This window comes from Caballeronia sp. HLA56, from assembly GCF_054655155.1.
Map to the genome: position 1 here is coordinate 601631 of NZ_BAAHOB010000003.1, position 16627 is coordinate 618257.

At 62.5% G+C, this 16627-nt stretch carries 16 protein-coding genes; 9 read left to right on the top strand and 7 right to left on the bottom strand.

The window, feature by feature from the left end:
* Positions 1–200 precede the first annotated feature (200 nt).
* From ACYQ47_RS14670 to ACYQ47_RS14700, 7 genes are all read right to left on the bottom strand, one after another.
* Positions 201–1115 carry a helix-turn-helix transcriptional regulator gene (locus ACYQ47_RS14670; protein WP_459905794.1) on the bottom strand — a complete coding sequence of 305 codons (915 nt, stop codon included), beginning with the start codon at positions 1113–1115 and terminating at the stop codon, positions 201–203.
* Positions 1116–1267: 152 nt separating this feature from the next.
* Positions 1268–2371, bottom strand: coding sequence for an amidohydrolase family protein (locus ACYQ47_RS14675; protein WP_459905795.1), 1104 nt, complete (start codon positions 2369–2371; stop codon positions 1268–1270).
* A gap of 37 nt (positions 2372–2408) precedes the next feature.
* The gene (gene actP, locus ACYQ47_RS14680; protein WP_459905796.1) at positions 2409–4052 is read right to left on the bottom strand and encodes a cation/acetate symporter ActP; all 1644 of its coding nucleotides are present in this window, start codon (positions 4050–4052) and stop codon (positions 2409–2411) included.
* Positions 4049–4414 carry a DUF485 domain-containing protein gene (locus ACYQ47_RS14685; RefSeq protein WP_459905797.1) on the bottom strand — a complete coding sequence of 122 codons (366 nt, stop codon included), beginning with the start codon at positions 4412–4414 and terminating at the stop codon, positions 4049–4051. Before ACYQ47_RS14685 ends, actP begins: the two co-directional genes overlap by 4 nt.
* A 16-nt stretch (positions 4415–4430) precedes the next feature.
* A complete protein-coding gene (locus ACYQ47_RS14690; RefSeq protein WP_459905798.1) occupies positions 4431–5660 on the bottom strand; it encodes an FAD binding domain-containing protein in 1230 nt (409 codons plus the stop codon).
* Complete coding sequence (locus ACYQ47_RS14695; RefSeq protein ID WP_244831244.1) at positions 5657–6142, bottom strand: VOC family protein; 486 nt, start codon at positions 6140–6142, stop codon at positions 5657–5659. The genes ACYQ47_RS14690 and ACYQ47_RS14695 overlap by 4 nt, the downstream gene beginning before the upstream one ends.
* Positions 6143–6321: 179 nt before the next feature.
* Complete coding sequence (locus ACYQ47_RS14700) at positions 6322–7041, bottom strand: TetR/AcrR family transcriptional regulator (RefSeq protein ID WP_250467922.1); 720 nt, start codon at positions 7039–7041, stop codon at positions 6322–6324.
* A gap of 194 nt (positions 7042–7235) precedes the next feature.
* Here ACYQ47_RS14700 and ACYQ47_RS14705 point away from each other — a divergent pair, with 194 nt between their 5' ends.
* From ACYQ47_RS14705 to ACYQ47_RS14745, 9 genes are all read left to right on the top strand, one after another.
* Positions 7236–9413 carry an FUSC family protein gene (locus ACYQ47_RS14705; protein ID WP_459905799.1) on the top strand — a complete coding sequence of 726 codons (2178 nt, stop codon included), beginning with the start codon at positions 7236–7238 and terminating at the stop codon, positions 9411–9413.
* Complete coding sequence (locus ACYQ47_RS14710; protein ID WP_459905800.1) at positions 9410–10891, top strand: efflux transporter outer membrane subunit; 1482 nt, start codon at positions 9410–9412, stop codon at positions 10889–10891. Before ACYQ47_RS14705 ends, ACYQ47_RS14710 begins: the two co-directional genes overlap by 4 nt.
* Positions 10875–11075, top strand: coding sequence for a DUF1656 domain-containing protein (locus ACYQ47_RS14715; protein WP_244831248.1), 201 nt, complete (start codon positions 10875–10877; stop codon positions 11073–11075). Before ACYQ47_RS14710 ends, ACYQ47_RS14715 begins: the two co-directional genes overlap by 17 nt.
* Positions 11076–11095: 20 nt before the next feature.
* Positions 11096–12058, top strand: coding sequence for an HlyD family efflux transporter periplasmic adaptor subunit (locus ACYQ47_RS14720; protein ID WP_459905801.1), 963 nt, complete (start codon positions 11096–11098; stop codon positions 12056–12058).
* Between the two features lie 194 nt (positions 12059–12252).
* Positions 12253–12939 carry a response regulator transcription factor gene (locus ACYQ47_RS14725; RefSeq protein ID WP_244831250.1) on the top strand — a complete coding sequence of 229 codons (687 nt, stop codon included), beginning with the start codon at positions 12253–12255 and terminating at the stop codon, positions 12937–12939.
* 310 nt (positions 12940–13249) lie between these two features.
* On the top strand, positions 13250–14206 hold the full coding sequence (locus ACYQ47_RS14730) for an AraC family transcriptional regulator (RefSeq protein ID WP_309847612.1): 957 nt from the start codon (positions 13250–13252) through the stop codon (positions 14204–14206).
* Between the two features lie 61 nt (positions 14207–14267).
* A complete protein-coding gene (locus ACYQ47_RS14735) occupies positions 14268–14687 on the top strand; it encodes a hypothetical protein (RefSeq protein ID WP_250493972.1) in 420 nt (139 codons plus the stop codon).
* A gap of 54 nt (positions 14688–14741) precedes the next feature.
* Positions 14742–16205 carry an ATP-binding protein gene (locus tag ACYQ47_RS14740; RefSeq protein WP_459905803.1) on the top strand — a complete coding sequence of 488 codons (1464 nt, stop codon included), beginning with the start codon at positions 14742–14744 and terminating at the stop codon, positions 16203–16205.
* 37 nt (positions 16206–16242) lie between these two features.
* A complete protein-coding gene (locus tag ACYQ47_RS14745; protein WP_250493974.1) occupies positions 16243–16626 on the top strand; it encodes a response regulator transcription factor in 384 nt (127 codons plus the stop codon).
* Position 16627: the final 1 nt, after the last annotated feature.

The following is a 16627-nucleotide window of genomic DNA, read 5'->3' on the forward strand; positions in this document are numbered from 1 at the left end:
CGTGACGTTTCCAGGTTGGGGAAAGGGAGCGAAACGCGAGGGAGAAGCTAAGGTCGGCGCGGGATAAGAAAGTGACGTGCGCAGCCTCGGCACGATCAAGTTAGCGCAGCGCCGTTCATGCGTATTGCACGTAAGTGCGATGCTTTGTATGAAAGTCTATGGATGTGGCGACGCGAGGTATCGACTGAAGAAAGGCTGTGTCAATTACCCGCTTGCCTGCGCCAGTTTCCGGGCGGCGTGCCGACCAGTTGCGAGAACGTGCGGCTGAAGTGGCTTTGATCGGAGAAGCCGCATGCAATGGCGATCTCCGCAAGCGACCACGTCGATTTGCGAAGCAGCATGCGCGCATGTTCGATGCGTTGCTCCAGCACCCATTGATGCGGCGTGCGCTGCGTGGTCTCGCGAAACGCGCGGATGAAGTAGCTGCGCGACAAGTTGCATGCACTCGCGATGGCTTCGAGCGATACGTTGTCATCGGTTTTGGCGAGCAGCATCTCCTTGGCGCGCGCTTCCTGAATACTCGAAAGACGCGGCCCCGGCTTGAGCGCTTTCACGGTCGCGTCGCCGTATCGATCCACGAGATGCGTGCCGATGGTGACGCCGAGTTGTTCGAGGAAAAGCGCACTGGTCTCGGACGAACGATCCAGCGTCAGCGCGAGCACCTGCGCGAGCTGGCCGAAGATGGCGTCCTCGCGTCCGGGCGGCGCCGAGAAGCCGGAAATGGTCGTGCCGTTTCGCTCATAGCCCGTGCTCACGATGAACGACCGCGAAAATTCCATCAGCACGAAGTCGAACGCGCCATGCAGATCGGCGCGGTAGTCGTCCTCGAAATTGCGGATGTAGACCGAGTCCTTCCTGAACTCGTGCAGCGCCGAACGGCTACCCGTGATGATGCGCCGGCGATGTCCCGCCGCGAGCGAGACGCCGATGAGAAAGCCGCGATCGGACGCGGGCGTGACGACTTCGCTCGTCTTTTCCTCGCGCCTGCATTTGCGATAGAACGTGAAGTCGCCCGCGCGCAGTTCGAGGTCCTTGTGCAGCTGCGTCGAAAGACAGCCGAGCGAGTCTTTCTGACGCGGCGCCGTGGTGCTGGAAATATCTGTCTGGTTGAACATGGTCCGTCACCCTTGCTCGTCACGCTGCACTCACGCATGCGGCGTTTGCGTTGCCATAATCAAGCGATGGTCATAACCGGCGGAATCCGTGGATTATCTTAGAAATTGTCCGCGACAAATATTAATTTTCGTTCAGTCGCCGGGCGCCAATCTCATATCTTGAGCAATTGCGCCGCGTTGCCGCCGAGGATCAGGTTCTTCTGCTCGGGCGGCAGCTCGAGGCGGTCCAGAAACGTGACCGGCTGTTCATAACCCATATCGAAGCAGTAGTCGCTGCCGAGCACGAGCCTGTCTATTCCAATGTTCTTTATCAGGAAATCGAGCACCGGCCCGGAATGCGACACCGTGTCGTAATTGAAGCGGCGCAGGTAGCTGCTTGGCTTCTGCGCAAGCCTCCGCGTTTCGGGCCGCACGTTCCAGCCTGCATCGATACGGCCCATGAGGATAGGCAACGCGCCGCCCGCGTGCGGCAAGGTGACGTTGAGTCGCGGATGCCTGTCCATGACGCCACCGAGAATCAAATGCGATCCGGCAATGGCGGTATCGAATGGATTGCCGAGCAGATTGCTCAGGTAGAAGTCGGTGAGCCGCGCGCCGCCTACCGTCTGTTGCGGATGCAGGAACACCGGCAAATCGAGTTGTTCGATGCGCGCGAAGACCGGCTCGAACAACGGATCGTCGAGATCGCGGTTGTTGATGTTCGTGCCCATATAGACGCCGCGTACGCCCGGCAATTCGGACGCACGTTCGAGTTCGTCGATGGCGTCGTGCGCGTTCAGCATCGGCAGCGTCGCGAGGACGACGAAGCGCGTCGGATGCTGCACGTGCACCGCGGATGCTGCCGTGTTCCATGTCGTTGCCAGCTTCGCGTTGAAGGCGCGGTCGGCCCAATAGGCCATCGGCACGCTGAGCGAGAGCGCCTGTACGTCGACGCCGGACGCGTCCATATCGGCAAGCCGTTCGTCGATACGGATGAATTTGAGCGGCAGCGGACCGAGGCCGCCAGCAGGCGTCTGAAAGCTGAAGGTACTCGCATCGCAGGTGAACTTGCCGCCGAATTTATCGCCGTCGCTGCCGACGAGTTCGCAATAGCTTTCGGGGTAATAGTGCGCGTGAATGTCGATCGATTCGCCTTTGACTGTCGCATTGGCTCGGGCGGATGCGTTCGGAAGGCCCGAAGCGAAGCCGCCCGCGAGCGCGGCCATGGTTCCAAGCAGACGACGGCGCTTCGGCGAGATGCAGCAAGTGCAATCCATGAGTCATGTCTCCGTGATGGATTTCGATCGGCTTGTCTCAGCCGTTTTTGATCATGCCGAGCTCGCAGTCCACGAGCTGATTGCCATAGAGCGCACGTTCGCGAACGGCGCGCGCCGAGTGATCGGTGATCGAGAAGAAGACCACGCTCACGAAGGCGACGAGCATGGAAAAGAGCGCGGGATATTCGTACGGATAGATGGCGTGCGCGTGACCAAGCACCTGGACCCAGACGGTCGGGCTCAGGATGGTGAGCGTGACGGCCGAGATCAGACCGAGCGAACCGCCTATCACCGCGCCGCGCGTGGTGAGGCCGCGCCAGTAGATCGACAGCAACAGCACCGGAAAATTGGAGCTTGCCGCGATCGAGAACGTGAGACTCACGATAAACGCGATGTTCTGCTTCTCGAACGCAATGCCAAGCAAGATGGCCAGCACGCCGAGCACGAGCGTGGTGAGCCGCGACACGCGCATTTCCTCGCGATCCGTCGCGCGTCCGCGGCGCAGCACGTTCGCATACAGGTCGTGCGATACCGCCGAGGAACCGGCGAGCGTCAGGCCCGCGACCACGGCCAGGATCGTCGAGAACGCGACCGCGCACATGAAGCCGAGGAACACGTTGCCGCCCACCGCATGCGCCAGATGCAGGGCCACCATGTTCACGCCGCCGATCACGCCGCCGGATGCGCTGTGATAGAGCGGATCGGTCGCTACGAGCGCAATCGTGCCGAAGCCGATGACGATGATGAGCGCATAGCCGATTCCCACGATGCCCGTCGCGTACAGAATGCTCTTGCGCGCGGCGCGGGCGTCGCCGACCGTGAAGAAGCGCATCAGAATATGCGGCAGTCCGGCCGTGCCGAAGATCAGCGCGAGGCCGAGCGAAACGGCGGAGACGGGATCGGATACCAAACCGCCAGGGCTCATGATCGCGGCGTGTTTCGGATGCGCGAGGATCGCCTGTGCAAAGAGCGCGTTCATGCTGAAGCCGAAGCGGCTCAACACCATGAACGCCATGAAAGCCGCGCCCGCCAGCAGAAGCGCTGCCTTGATGATCTGAATCCATGTGGTGGCGAGCATGCCGCCGAAGAACACGTACACCACCATCAGCACGCCGACCAGCACGACCGCCGCCGTGTAGTCGAAGCCGAACAGCAATTCGACGAGTTTGCCCGCGCCGACCATCTGCGAGACGAGGTATAGCAGCACGATCACGATGGAGCTCGACGCGGCGAACGCACGAATCGGCCGTTGTTGCAGGCGATAGGACACCACGTCGGCGAGCGTATAACGGCCGAGGTTGCGCAACGGTTCGGCGATCAGAAAGAGGATGATCGGCCAGCTCGCGAGAAAGCCGATGGAATAGATGAGGCCGTCGTAGCCGCTCGTGAAGACCAGCGCGGAGATGCCTAGCAGCGACGCGGCCGACATGTAATCGCCCGCTATCGCCCAGCCATTCTGGAACGCGGTGATCTTGCCGCCCGCAGCGTAGTGATCGGACACGCTGTGGTTCTTCCTTGCCGCCCAGCGCGTGATGAACAATGTCGATGCGACGAAAACGAGGAACATGCCGATCGCTATCGGATTATGCGAGCGCGACGCCGACGCGACTTCGGCGGCATCGGCAGAGATCGAAGTGACAGCGCAGATCAACGCGCCGAGCGAAAGAGAGATACGTTTCATTGCCGTGCTCCTTGTCGGATTTCGTTCACGGCGCGGTCATGGAAAGTGTTGGCTCGCGCGACATACACCGCCACGATGCCGAACGTGAAGACGAACATGCCGAAGCCGACTTGAATGCCCCACGTCGCGGGATAACCGGCGACAATCGGCCGGCCGAGCAACGCGGGCGCGAATGCCAGCGTGAGGATGAAGGCGAAGTACACCGTGAGCATGAGGAGCGTGAGCATCCACGAGAAGGCGCGGCGTTTTTGCACGAGCGCCTGGAAGCGCGGGTCGTCGAGCAACGGGTTCGCCATGTGCGGCGGCGGTTCTTCGGCGATGACGTGCGCGTTCATCGCATAGGTTGGGGCGCTGTGGTCCACGTCGTCTCCTTTGTCATCAGAACCGCGCGGGAACGGCGGTCTCGCGCATGACGGCATCGGGCGTGCGGTAGCGCTCGGCCATCTCGCGATCGACTTCCGTCTTCAACTGCGCCTGCATGTATGCGCCGAGATGGCGCGCGTGCTGCACGATGGCCGCGCCCACTTGCGTGCGTTCGAGGCTGTAGCCGGCAAGCGCGTCTTGCACATCGCCATGCGTCTTCAGTGCCTTGACGAGCGTCATGGCGTCGCTGGCTGCCTTGGTCACGCCCATTCCGCAATGCGGACGCGCAACGAACGCGGCATCGCCCAGCAGCGCGATGCGGCCGATCGCCATGCGCGGCACTTCGAGATCGAAGATAGGCTGAAAGAGCGGTTGCGTCGCGCGCGTCACGACTTCGCCGAATTGCGGTGCGAGCAGCGTGAGCGCGGCGTCTTCCATGTCGGCGAGCACGTCGGCGCGAATGAGCGTCGGCGGAATGCCGCCGGTCCAGCGCTTGCCCGATGCATCGGTCAGCAGATCGGGAAGCTGGACATCTTCGCTCGTTGCGCGATACCACACGAAGTTGTAGCGGCGCTCGCCGGGCGTCGTGCTATTGCCCTGGCCGGCCACGGGATAGCCGAGAATTTGCTCGCGCGGTGGCAGGCAAAACGCGAACTTGTCGAAGAGCGCGTCGCGGGTTTCACGCGACAGCGAGGCTTCATCGACAAGACCGCGCCACGCAATATAACCGGCATATTGCAGCTTCACTTCGGGCATCAAGCGCTCGCGAATAGCCGATTTGAAGCCATCCGCCGCGATGACGAGATCGGCATGCAATACCGCCCCGTCGCCGAGCGTGACGGTTGCACGATCGCCGTCATCTTCCACCGATGCCACCGTTACTCCAGCGTGATAGTGCACGTCGGGAAGCGCAGCGCGCAGCACGTGATACATCTTGCCCCACGCGGTCAGCGTTTGCGGCAGATCGCGTTCGGACAGCACCGCGCCGTCCTGCGCGAAGGTCACGCGTGAACGCACCTTCACGCCGATGCCATCGTCGATTTGAATGCCGGCTGCGCCGAGTGCATCGAAAAGTTCGGGATGGGTTACGATGCCCGCGCCGCGTCCGGCGAGTTCATCCGGCACGCGCTCGAACACGTCTACATCCCAGCCGTTACGCACCAGCAGGTTCGCTGCGAAAAGCCCGCCGAGCGAACCGCCGACGATGATCGCTCTGGATCGTTTGGAACTCTGGACCATGCTCATTCTCCTTCGCTGACGGGGTTTTGCTTGCTCGACGGTCGTGCGTGCGTGAGGCGGCTCAGTTCTTCGGCGGGGAAGTTGAGTTCGATAGTCACGCCCGACGGATCTTCGATGAACACTTGATGCAAGCCGAGGCTTGGCACCGTGCGATCGCGCCACGCGATGCCTTCGCTCGTCAGCGTCTGCCACATCTCTTCGACGCCCGTCGCGAGAAACGCAATGTGATCGACCGTGCCCGTTCCGCTCGCGGGCAAGGCCTTGTCGCCGAGATATGCGGTGAGTCCTTCGGGATTGTTCGGATCCACGCCAATGATATGAACCGTGCCGAAGTCCACTTCGTCGCCGCCTTTGTAGAGCCACGCGCCGGGAAAGTCGAAGGGCGGACGATAGCCGCGCTTGAAGCCGAGGATGCGTTCATAGAAGTGGCACGACTGTTCGAGATCGGTCGTGCGGATCGAGTAGTGGGCAAGTTTCGTAACAGGCATCTTCGGCTCCTGACAAATTATTTATCGATCGATTAGTGATCGTTTGATAAATTGTAGGTGAAGCGGGGAGCGGGATAAAGCGGCGCATCGCCGGTGTTTACCCTGAAAAACCACGAGGCGGGAGTGATGCGATGGGAATAAGACGAACGGCCGGCGCGTTTGCCGGCCTGGAAGCGGACTCAGGCTTTGGCGCCCGGTTTGATGCGCGCGGGCTGCTTGGTTGCGTGTTTGAGCGCGGCGGGCACGCCGTTCAAGAAGGCGTCGACCTGACGCGCGATGTGATCTTCGACGTCGTCGGTGACAGGCAGACCGTAGATCCACTTGCGCACGCCGAGATAGAAAATGCTGGCGTGCAGGCTCCAGATCAGTTCGAGGTCGATCTCCCGCTGACGCGCGCTGGCGGGCGCGGGCAGTCCATAGGCAAGACGAATCTCCGCCATCACCGGAAGAAACACGCGCTCACGCAGACGCGTCAGATATTTCGAGTTGATGCCTTCGCGCGTCAGTCCCGCGAAGATGAAGATGCGAATCCACTCGCGCCGCAGGATCACCACCGAATACGCCGAATAGAAACGCACCATGCGTTCCTGAATGGGCAGGTCGCGGTCCTTGATGAGGTTCTCCCAGCTCGTGTCCCACTGATAGACCTCTTCATACACGCGGTCGATCAACGCTTCCTTGCTCGGAAAGTAGCGGTACAGAAGCGGCTGCGTGATGTCGAGTTGACGCGCGAGTTCACGCGTGCTGCCGGAGAATCCATGCGTGGCGAAATGATCGACGGCCTTGAGCACGATCTGCCGTTCGCGAACCTCCGGCGCCAAGCGGCGCGTGACGAGCTTTTCCTGTTCGACGTCTTCGATCTTCGGCGGGGTTTCGCTGTTCCGCGCTTTTCTCGGCATGGCTGGCTGGTACCTGTTGTGTTGGGACGCATCATACAAAGATTAGCCGGACCTGACTACGCGAGCACGTCTCAAAGCCGGTCATTTCATGCAGCGCATGCGCAAAAAGCGTGCGATTGTGCAATTGCCTGGTCCGCGTTCGCAGCAGACTCCATACCACGCGAATATCCGCACGAACAAGCGACGAGCGCCCCATGACCCTGCAAGCCGATGCCGGCAGCGCGGCCCTGCCTCGATGGCGGGAAGAGCTGAAGACATACTGGAACGACGACGGACCCCGCTTCAGGCATATCGCGAAAGTGGCGCTTGCCATGTCGCTTGCAATGGGCGTGTGCATGCGGCTCGAACTGCGCACGCCGGCCACCGCCATGGTCTCGTGCATCATCGTGATGATGCATCAGCAAAGCGGCATGGTGATCGCGCGTGGCTTCTATCGCGGGCTCGGCATGGTGTGCGGCAGCTTTGCGGGGCTCGTGCTCATCGCGCTGTTTCCGCAGCAGCCGTGGCTTTTTTTGATCGCGCTCGCGGTGTGGATCGGCGTGTGTGTGTTCGGCGCGTCCTACTACCGCAATTTTCAGTCGTATGGCTTCGTGCTGACAGGATACGGCACCGCCATCACGGCCATACCGGCGTGGTCCAATCCTTATGGCGTGTACGACAACGTCGTATTCACCGTGAGCGAGGTGGTGATCGGCGTGGTCTGCGCGAGCGTGGTCAGCGCGGTGATCTTTCCGCGCTCTGTCACGCCCGCGCTCTATGCGGCCAGCCGCAAGAACTTCACGGACTTGCTCAACGCCATGCACGCGATGCTCGACCGCACCGCGACGCTTACCGGTTTCGACACCTTCCTCTCGCTGATTCGCGAGCGTGTGGAAGTGGAAAGCCTGCGCAGCGGCGCCGTGTTCGAAGACCCGGCTATCCGTCTTCACAACCATGTCTATCTCGATCTCGACCGCGGTTTTCTCGATACCGTCGCGTGGATTCACGCGCTGCATCAACTGAAGGTACGGGTCGCCGCCGAAGCTGACCCGCGCGCGCTTGCGGCCGTCTACGATCTCATCGACGCGCTGCTCGCCGTCGTGCCGAACGAGGCAGACGCGCAACTCGTCACGCTCGAAGCGGTGGAAACGCTGATGCGCGATCTCGACGCCTTCGAGGATGCCTTGCCCACGCGCCTCGGCAAGCTGTTGCAGGCGCTCGCGGATCTGTCGGCGCATCAGCGTCAGTTCGTATCGACGACGGGCGCGGCACTGTTCTTTTCGATGGCCGATCTGCGCCTGATGTGTCGAAGCTATATCGACGCGCGCACCATCGGCCGCTTGCCGTGGTCGCAGTCGGTGCTGCAGGCAATCGGCCGCATCGGCAGGACGCGGGCCACGGCTAATCGCACGGCCGCGACCATCGCCGGTGCGCGCGCCGCCGTCGCCGTGCTCGCGGTCGGCGCGGCGTGGATCGCCTCGGGCTGGGTCGGAGGCGCAACCGCCATCGTCGCGGTGGCGATCACGAGCGCGTTGTTCGCGCTTGCACCGAACCCGACGGTCGCGAGCTGGCAAATTTTCGGCGGCTGTCTTGGAGGATGGCTTGCAGGCTTCGCGTTTAATTTCTTCGTGCTGCCGCGCATCGAGACGTTCGAGTTGCTGGCGGCGTCGATGGCGATCGTGGTGATGATCGGCAGCTATCTGAACACGTTCCCGAAGACGGCGATTCTCGGGCTCGGCTTCAGCTTGTACTTCTGCTTCATCGTCGGCATTACGAACCCGACGGTCTATAACCCGAGCGCTTATCTCGACACCGGCTTCGCGCTGCTAGGCGGAATCGCGGTGGCGGCGGTCGCGTTCTCGGTGCTCGTTCCGCGCGCGGGCGACTGGATCTCCGCGCGGTACATGAAGCAGATTCGCGGGTTGATCGTGCATGACGCGCGCAATGGCGACCTCGCCGACCTGCTCTATACATTCGAACTGAGCTTGCGCGATTTCATCTTGCAGATTGCATCCGCGCCGGTAGATGCCCGCGTGAATCGTGACCGTCTGATCGGCTGGGCGTTCGCGGCGCTCGAGATCGGCCGCTCGATGATTCAGATTCGTCTCGACACCGCGCAACTCGGCGCGACCTTGCCGGAAGGCTGGGCGGCGGAACAGGACGCATGGCTTGCGGCGCTGGCGAGCGTGTTCTCGAACACGACACCCGAAGCCGCGCAGAACGCGCTCATAGCGACGCGCCGGGCGCTCGACATGCTGCCGCTCGGAGACAACATCGCGACCGATACGACGACGCTCAAGCGGTATCGCATGCGCGCGTTGCTGCATTTCACCGAGCTGACCTTGCGCGATGACAGCCTCGCGTTATGGCAAACGAAGGAGACGCCGGCATGAACACGCGCCGCCTGTCGTGGTTCTTGTCGTCGAGCGGCTGCGCGCTGCTTCTTTCCGCCTGCATCACGAGCGGCGGCATCCACCCACACGAGTCGATGATCGACCCCGCCACGCTCGATGCCGGTGCCGCTCTGCGCGCGACCCAAGCCGATGCGAAATGGCCCGCCGACGCGTGGTGGCGTCAATGGAACGACCCGCAGTTGGATACGCTGGTGCAGGACGCGACCGCAGGCAATCCCGGGCTGCGCGCGGTGCAAGAGCGAATCGACGCGGCGCGTTTTCAGGCGCAGATCGCAGGCGCGGCCGAGCTGCCGCAAGTCAGCGCGAACGGCAGCTTCGAGCGCAGACGTTATGCCCGCTACACCACGCCCGCGCCGCCTGGCGGCACGACCGTGTGGAGCAACAACGTCGAGGCTGACCTTTCATACGATCTCGATCTGTGGGGCAAGAATCGCGCGATCCGCGAAGCCGCGCTCGACAACGTGCAAGCGGTGGCGGCCGACGCGCGCTTCGCCGAAGTCGAGCTGCAGACGGCCGTGGTGCGCAGCTATGTGCAGTGGTCGCTGCAATACGCATTGCTCGATGTCTATCGCGACGTGCAAAACGAACAGCAGCGCACGCTCGATATCGCCACGCGCCGCTGGCATGCGGGCGTCGGTAGCGGTCTCGAGGTCAGTCAGGCGCAGACGCAACTTGCCATGAGCACGACACGCGTGCAGGAAGCGCAGCAACAACTCGCGCTTTCGCGCATCGGCATTGCGGGGCTGGCGGGCAAGGGGCCGGGTTATGCCGATGCCTTGCGCCGTCCCGGCCTCGCGCTGAGCGTGCCGGTCGATCTGCCGGCGACGCTGCCGGCCGAGCTCGTCGGGCATCGCGCGGACGTGGTGGCCGGGCGCTGGCGCGTGTTGCAAGCGGACAAGGGCATCGACGCGGCGCATGCGGATTTCTATCCGGACATCAACTTGCTGGCGACGGCATCGCTGGGATCGGCGGCGACTTTCGGCGGCTTCTTCAACTTCGTCGATAGCAACGGCATGGGCCACGGCGTGGGCGCGGCGGTCTCGCTGCCGATCTTCGACGGCGGACGGCGGCGCGGCAACTACGGCGTCGCGGTGTCGTCGCGCGATGCCGCCGTCGACGCCTACAACCAGAGCGTGATCGGCGCGATGCAGGGCGTTGCCACGCAAGTCGTAACCTTGCGTTCGCTCGGCGAGCAGCAGGCGTCGATCGAGGACACGCTCGATTCGGCGCGCAAGTCGTTTCAGCTTGCCGACACGGGGTATCGCAGCGGCATCACCGAGTTTTTGAACGTGCTGGCCGCGCAGGATGCGCAGTTGCAGCAGGAACAAAGCCTCGCGACGATTCGGGCGAAACGTCTCGATGCCTGGGCGCTATTGATGAAGGAACTGGGCGGCGGCTTTGCATCGTCCATGGCCCGGGAAGCAACCCAAGGAGTCGCCGATGCCACGCGAGATTGACGTCTTCTCGCTTCTCATGCCCGGCTTGCTGCCGATACTTGCTGGCTGCGTGCTGCTGTTCGTCGTTCTCGATCTCGTGCTGGCGCGGCTCGGGTTTTATCGCTTTACGTGGCACGCGAGCCTCTTTCGCGTCGCGCTCTTCGCTGCGATGTTCAGCGGCGCTTCGCTGCTCTCATGGCGATGAAACCACCCAATGACATCAAGATGAAAACGCAATCCATCCTGCGCGCGGGGTTCACGCTCACGATACTGGTCGTGGCGATCGTGCTGGTTCGCATGCTGTGGCTCGACTACATGTACTCGCCGTGGACGCGCGACGGGCGCGTGCGCGCGCAGGTCGTGCAAGTCGCGACGGATGTTTCCGGCCTCGTCAGCGACGTACGCGTGAAGGACAACCAGCTCGTGCGCAAGGGCGACATTCTGTTCGTGCTCGATCCGGCTCGCTTCCATTACGCCGTGGCGCAGGCCGATGCCGATCTCGCGCGTGCGCAGGCGCAAATGGCGCAGGCGAAGGCGCGCATGGCCGCGAGCGAATCCGGTTTTGCGATGAAACGCGCTCAGGCGGCGCGCCGCGCCAATCTTGCGGGCGACGTGATATCGGACGAAAGCCGGCTGGATTCGGCATCGCTCGCCAGGCAATCGGCGTCGGATCATGCCGCCGATGTCGCCGCCTACAACGCGGCCGAGGCGGCCGTGAAGGCAGCGGTAGTGGCGCAGGAGACGGCCGCGCTGAACCTGACGCGCAGCGAGGTGCGCGCGCCGTCCGATGGTTTCATCACGAACCTGAACCTTTATCCGGGCGATTTCGCCACGGCCGGGACCGCGCGCATGGCGCTGATCGACTCGCACTCGTTCTGGGTCTACGGCTACTTCGAGGAAACGAAGCTGCCGCACGTGCAAGTTGGCGATCGGGCGACGATCAGACTGCTATCGGGCGGTGAAGACATTCAAGGTCACGTGGATAGTCTCGCAAGCGGGATCGCCGACCGTGACAATCCGACGAGCGGCGATTTGCTCGCCGACGTCAACCCGATTTTTATGTGGGTGCGGCTCGCGCAGCGAGTGCCGGTGCGGATTCATATCGATCGTGTTCCCGAGGGAATGAGGCTCGCGATGGGGATGACTTGCACGGTGACATTGCAGCCGCATGGGAGCGGTCGTGGGTGAGCGTCGCGGCGCCGCCTTTTGAACGATTAAGGAAAAATAAGTACCGTCGCGTGGATGGCCTCGCGCATCATCGCTTGGGAAGCACGCTTTTCCTGGAGCGCGTCACTTCGACCGCTCCTTCCAGCGCGCTTTCGGCGATGTAAAAGGCCGCGCGCCTTTGCATCTTCTTCTGTCCGCTCACGAAGGGAGATGTGATGAGCAGTCATCCGCGCAGCGATGCGAGCGCTGACGCCAGCAACAACACCGCGAGCGCCATGGTGTACGTGGTGGACGACGACGAATCGATGCGCCAAGCCGTCAGCAATCTCCTGCGTTCGGTGGGCCTCAAGGTCGAAACCTTCGGCTCCGCGCAGGAGTTTCTGGCGTTCGACATGCCGGATGTGCCGAGTTGCCTGATCCTCGACGTGCGTCTCAAGGGACAAAGCGGACTTGCGGTGCAGGAGCAGATTGCATCGAGCGAACTGAGTCTGCCGATCATCTTCATGACGGGGCATGGCGATATCGCGATGACGGTCAAGGCGATGAAGGCCGGCGCGCAGGACTTCCTGGCCAAGCCGTTCCGCGATCAGGACATGCTCGATGCAGTGGAACAGGCGCTGGCCAACGATGCGCAGCGTCGCGCGACGAACCGTTCGGTAGCGGATTTGCGGCATTGCTACGACACGTTGACGGCACGTGAGCGTGAGGTCATGGCATTCGTCGCCTCGGGCCTCATGAACAAGCAGATCGCGGCGGAGATGGGCCTGAGCGAGATCACCGTGAAAATCTATCGTGGGCAGGCCATGCGGAAGATGGGGGCGCGCTCCCTTGCTGATTTCGTGAGGAAGGCGGAGGCGTTGGGAGTCGCATTGCCGGTGAGGCGCGCGCGGGGTGGGGTTTGAGATGGTTGGCCTTGGGCGAGGGCGATTGGCACTGCGCAGCGTGCTTATTGAATCACGCGACGACGAACCGCTCACACCCTATACCCACGTATAACTCACCTGCCGCCTCCGTCTGAACAACCGCACCGCGTTAGACCTCGCGCTAGTCAACCCGCCCGCGCCGCATCGAACCCCGACTAAACCTCCGTATGATCTGAACCAACCATCGGTCATTCAAGCCACCCCAACGTACGACTGGCTGTACGAATTGCCGTGCGATACCGTGGAGTCCATGCAAAGTCGCTCAAACAACTTCACTGGATGACCGGTCATGACCATTTCGTCGATGTCGTATCCCGACCCCGTAATCGAGGTCGCGCAGAAGAGCCGGGCGAACGGAATCGGAATGGAACATGCATGGCGCACACCTCCCGACGACGCTGCCAGCAGCCGTCCGCGCGGCGGCATTCTCCTCTCGCGATGGACCTGCAACGACAAGTCGCCGGTGGAAGTCGCAAGTGTCGAGAGCGCGACGCATCATTGCATTGCACTGAGTCTCAAGTGCACGTCACTCACGTTTTCTCATGCAGGCAAGACGCTCGTGCGCGGACGCGTCGCCGCCGGAGCCGTGCAGATCACGGCGCCCGACGTGCGCTGCAGCGCAGTGTTCGAGTCGCCTGCCGACGTGCTGCATCTTTTCGTCGGGCAACAGGTCTTGAGCGAATGCTTCGAGGACATGTTCGGGCGGCCGCATGCAGGCGATATTCGTATCGACGATCCCAAGCTCGTGCGCGACCCCGCGCTGGAACGGCTCGGACAGGCGCTCGCGGTATCGCAATCGGAGGACGCGGCGGTGGGCAAGGTGTTCACCGATAGCGTCAGCTTCGCCATCGTGTCGCGCCTGGTTGCACGGCACTTCACGCTGGCCGACCGGCAAAAGCGCGAGGCCAGCGCCTTGCCCGCGTGGCGGCTCAATCGCGCGATCGAATTTATCGATGCCCATCTCGCCGATTCGATCGGCCTCGCGGATATCGCCGGCAGCACAGGGCTCACGCGCATGCATTTCGCCTCGCAGTTTCGCCGCGCGACGGGCATGCCGCCGCACGAGTTTCTCCTGCGCCGCCGCGTGGAATACGCGCAGCGCCTGCTGCGCGAGTCGAAGCAAAACATGCTCGATGTCGCCCTGAGTTGCGGCTTCCGCTCGCAGGCTCACTTCACGACCGTATTCAAGCGAATGGTCGGCGATACCCCGTACTGCTGGAAGACGAAGACGAACGTCGCCGGGTAATGCGTGTTGTTCGATAAAGGCCGCGTCGTTACGCGCGGAAGTCCGCCAAGGAACCACTGTCATGCGCTTTCTCGACGATCCAGTCTCCTCACGACGAGCCAGTTCTGCCGATACGTTCTTGAGCGGCCGCATCGCGCTTGGGGCGTGGACGCGCCGCTTGATTCTCGCGACCGGTCTATGGGCGCTCGTCGAGTTGCCGTTCGAGTTATGGATCAGTCTCTCGGCGCGCGATGCGCTTGCATGCATCGTCGGCAAACTCTTGTGGCTGGCGCTCGTCGGGTTCGTGCTGACCGGCAGCCGCGTCGCGCGCATCGTCTATGCGTTGCTCTGCACGATCGGTCTGATGGCAATGTCATTCGGGCTGCCGGTCGAGTTCCGCGTGTCGCCGCTGCTGTTTTTGCTGTCTTCGGTGGAATGCGTGCTGAAGGCGAGCGCCTTCGTGTGTCTCGTATCCGCGGATGCTCGTCCGTACGAGGACTGATTGCGCATGCGCGCAACGTGGCGGTTCCGTTAATCAACCAGGCGTGAGTGCGGCATGATCAAGATCGGTCGAATCGTATTGTCGCTGGAAATGCGCGAGGCGCGTCTGGATGGGCGACTGCTCGAGGTCGGCTCGCGCGCGTTCGACATCCTCGAATTGCTGATTCGCGCAAATGGCAAAACGGTCACGAAGGATGAGATTCTGCGCCACGTGTGGCCGAAATCGGTGGTCGGCGAGAACAACATCCATGTGCAGCTTTCGACGCTCAGGCGTGTCCTCGGCGCGGACGGTCAGGCTATCCATACCGTGTCCGGTCGAGGTTATCGGCTCGCGAATGCGGTCGACGTGTCCGCGCCTGCCGATTCAATGGATCCGAAAGCGACGCATCTCGACGCCCTGCCGCATCATCGCGCGGCTTTGATCGGACGCGAGAGCGCGCTTGCAGAGATCGTCGGTGCCTTGCAGGAAGCGCATCTCGTCACGTTGCTGGGCTCGGGCGGTATTGGCAAGACGCAGCTTGGCATCGCGGCGGCGCGTTCGATTGCGGCTAACGCAAAGATCGATGTGTGCTTCGTTTCGCTCGCGGCCGTGAACGATGCGCGCATGGTCGCGGACACCATCGCCGAAGCACTTGGCATCGACCGTTCCATGAGCGATGGTTCGATCAAAGCGCTCATCACGGTTCTTCAGAGCCGCAAGATACTGCTGTTGCTGGACAATTGCGAGCATGTAATCGAGGCAGCTGCGTCGCTCGCCCAACAGCTCGTGGAAGCATGCGCGGCGCTGCGAATTTTGGCGACGAGCCGTGAGCCACTGCGCACGCACGACGAAAAGTGCTACCGGGTCGCGCCGCTCGACATGCCCGATGTCGAGGCCACCTCGCAAGCGATTCTCGCCAGCGCCTCGGTGCGGATGTTTCTCGCGCAGATGAGCGCGTTGAATGTGTCGGTCGAACGGGACCGCGGCAGTCTCGACATGCTCGCGACGATCTGCCGCCGGCTCGACGGCATTCCGTTGGCACTCGAACTCGCCGCAGCGCGGGCGGCTGTGTTCGGCATACGCAGGCTGGCCGCGGAACTCGATGATCGGTTCCAGTCGCTGACGGGCGGGCGCAGGACTGCGCCGCCTCGGCAGCAGACCTTGGCCGCTTCGCTCGACTGGAGCTACAAACTGCTCGGCGCGGCCGAGCGCGTAGTGCTGCAACGGCTCGCCGTATTCCCCGACCGCTTTTCGCTGGATGAGGTTTGCACGGTCGCCGCGTGCGAATGGTTATCGCGAAACGAGGTCATGGAGGCGATCGTCGGCCTCGCCTCGAAGTGTCTTCTGATGACTTCGTTCGACAGCACGACTCGTGACTATTTCCTGCTGGAGACGACGCGCGACTATGCGTTGCTCAAGTCGGGCGAGTCCGACGATGCTGGCGTCTTGATGTCTGCACGCACTGAGCCGCGCATGCGAACGCTAGGTGCTGCGGCGCGCGGCGGCAGGCTCGTGTTGGTATCGGCCGCTTCCCGATGAATCTGCCGCGACGCGAGCCACGGGAGCATTGGCATACATGAGCTTTGTCTGCATCGTCGATGACGACGCCTCGGTAAGACGCGGCGTCGGCAATTTGCTCAAGGCCGTTGGCTACGCGACCGCGATGTTCTCGTCGGGCGAGGAGTTCCTTGCTTCGTCGGCCGTCGACGATGCCATGTGCGTTCTGCTCGATATCAAAATGCGAGGGATGCAGGGGCTTGATGTGCAACGTCGATTGAACGCCGAGCATCGGGACATTCCGGTGGTGTTCATGTCCGCGCACGGTGACGACGATACGGTTCAGCGAGCCATGCAGCGTGGCGCGGTGGGTTTTCTGCGCAAGCCTTTCGATGAAGAGGGGTTGCTGGTTTCGATCGAGCTTGCGATTGCTGCGGGAAGAAGGGGGGCGGCAGGGGCTTAAG

Bases quoted from the DNA above. Each gene is read 5' to 3' on its own strand.
- ACYQ47_RS14670 (WP_459905794.1), bottom strand. From the start codon at position 1,115: ATGTTCAACCAGACAGATATTTCCAGCACCACGGCGCCGCGTCAGAAA.
- ACYQ47_RS14675 (WP_459905795.1), bottom strand. From the start codon at position 2,371: ATGGATTGCACTTGCTGCATCTCGCCGAAGCGCCGTCGTCTGCTTGGA.
- actP (WP_459905796.1), bottom strand. From the start codon at position 4,052: ATGAAACGTATCTCTCTTTCGCTCGGCGCGTTGATCTGCGCTGTCACT.
- ACYQ47_RS14690 (WP_459905798.1), bottom strand. From the start codon at position 5,660: ATGAGCATGGTCCAGAGTTCCAAACGATCCAGAGCGATCATCGTCGGC.
- ACYQ47_RS14695 (WP_244831244.1), bottom strand. From the start codon at position 6,142: ATGCCTGTTACGAAACTTGCCCACTACTCGATCCGCACGACCGATCTC.
- ACYQ47_RS14700 (WP_250467922.1), bottom strand. From the start codon at position 7,041: ATGCCGAGAAAAGCGCGGAACAGCGAAACCCCGCCGAAGATCGAAGAC.
- ACYQ47_RS14705 (WP_459905799.1), top strand. From the start codon at position 7,236: ATGACCCTGCAAGCCGATGCCGGCAGCGCGGCCCTGCCTCGATGGCGG.
- ACYQ47_RS14710 (WP_459905800.1), top strand. From the start codon at position 9,410: ATGAACACGCGCCGCCTGTCGTGGTTCTTGTCGTCGAGCGGCTGCGCG.
- ACYQ47_RS14715 (WP_244831248.1), top strand. From the start codon at position 10,875: ATGCCACGCGAGATTGACGTCTTCTCGCTTCTCATGCCCGGCTTGCTG.
- ACYQ47_RS14720 (WP_459905801.1), top strand. From the start codon at position 11,096: ATGAAAACGCAATCCATCCTGCGCGCGGGGTTCACGCTCACGATACTG.
- ACYQ47_RS14725 (WP_244831250.1), top strand. From the start codon at position 12,253: ATGAGCAGTCATCCGCGCAGCGATGCGAGCGCTGACGCCAGCAACAAC.
- ACYQ47_RS14730 (WP_309847612.1), top strand. From the start codon at position 13,250: ATGACCATTTCGTCGATGTCGTATCCCGACCCCGTAATCGAGGTCGCG.
- ACYQ47_RS14735 (WP_250493972.1), top strand. From the start codon at position 14,268: ATGCGCTTTCTCGACGATCCAGTCTCCTCACGACGAGCCAGTTCTGCC.
- ACYQ47_RS14740 (WP_459905803.1), top strand. From the start codon at position 14,742: ATGATCAAGATCGGTCGAATCGTATTGTCGCTGGAAATGCGCGAGGCG.
- ACYQ47_RS14745 (WP_250493974.1), top strand. From the start codon at position 16,243: ATGAGCTTTGTCTGCATCGTCGATGACGACGCCTCGGTAAGACGCGGC.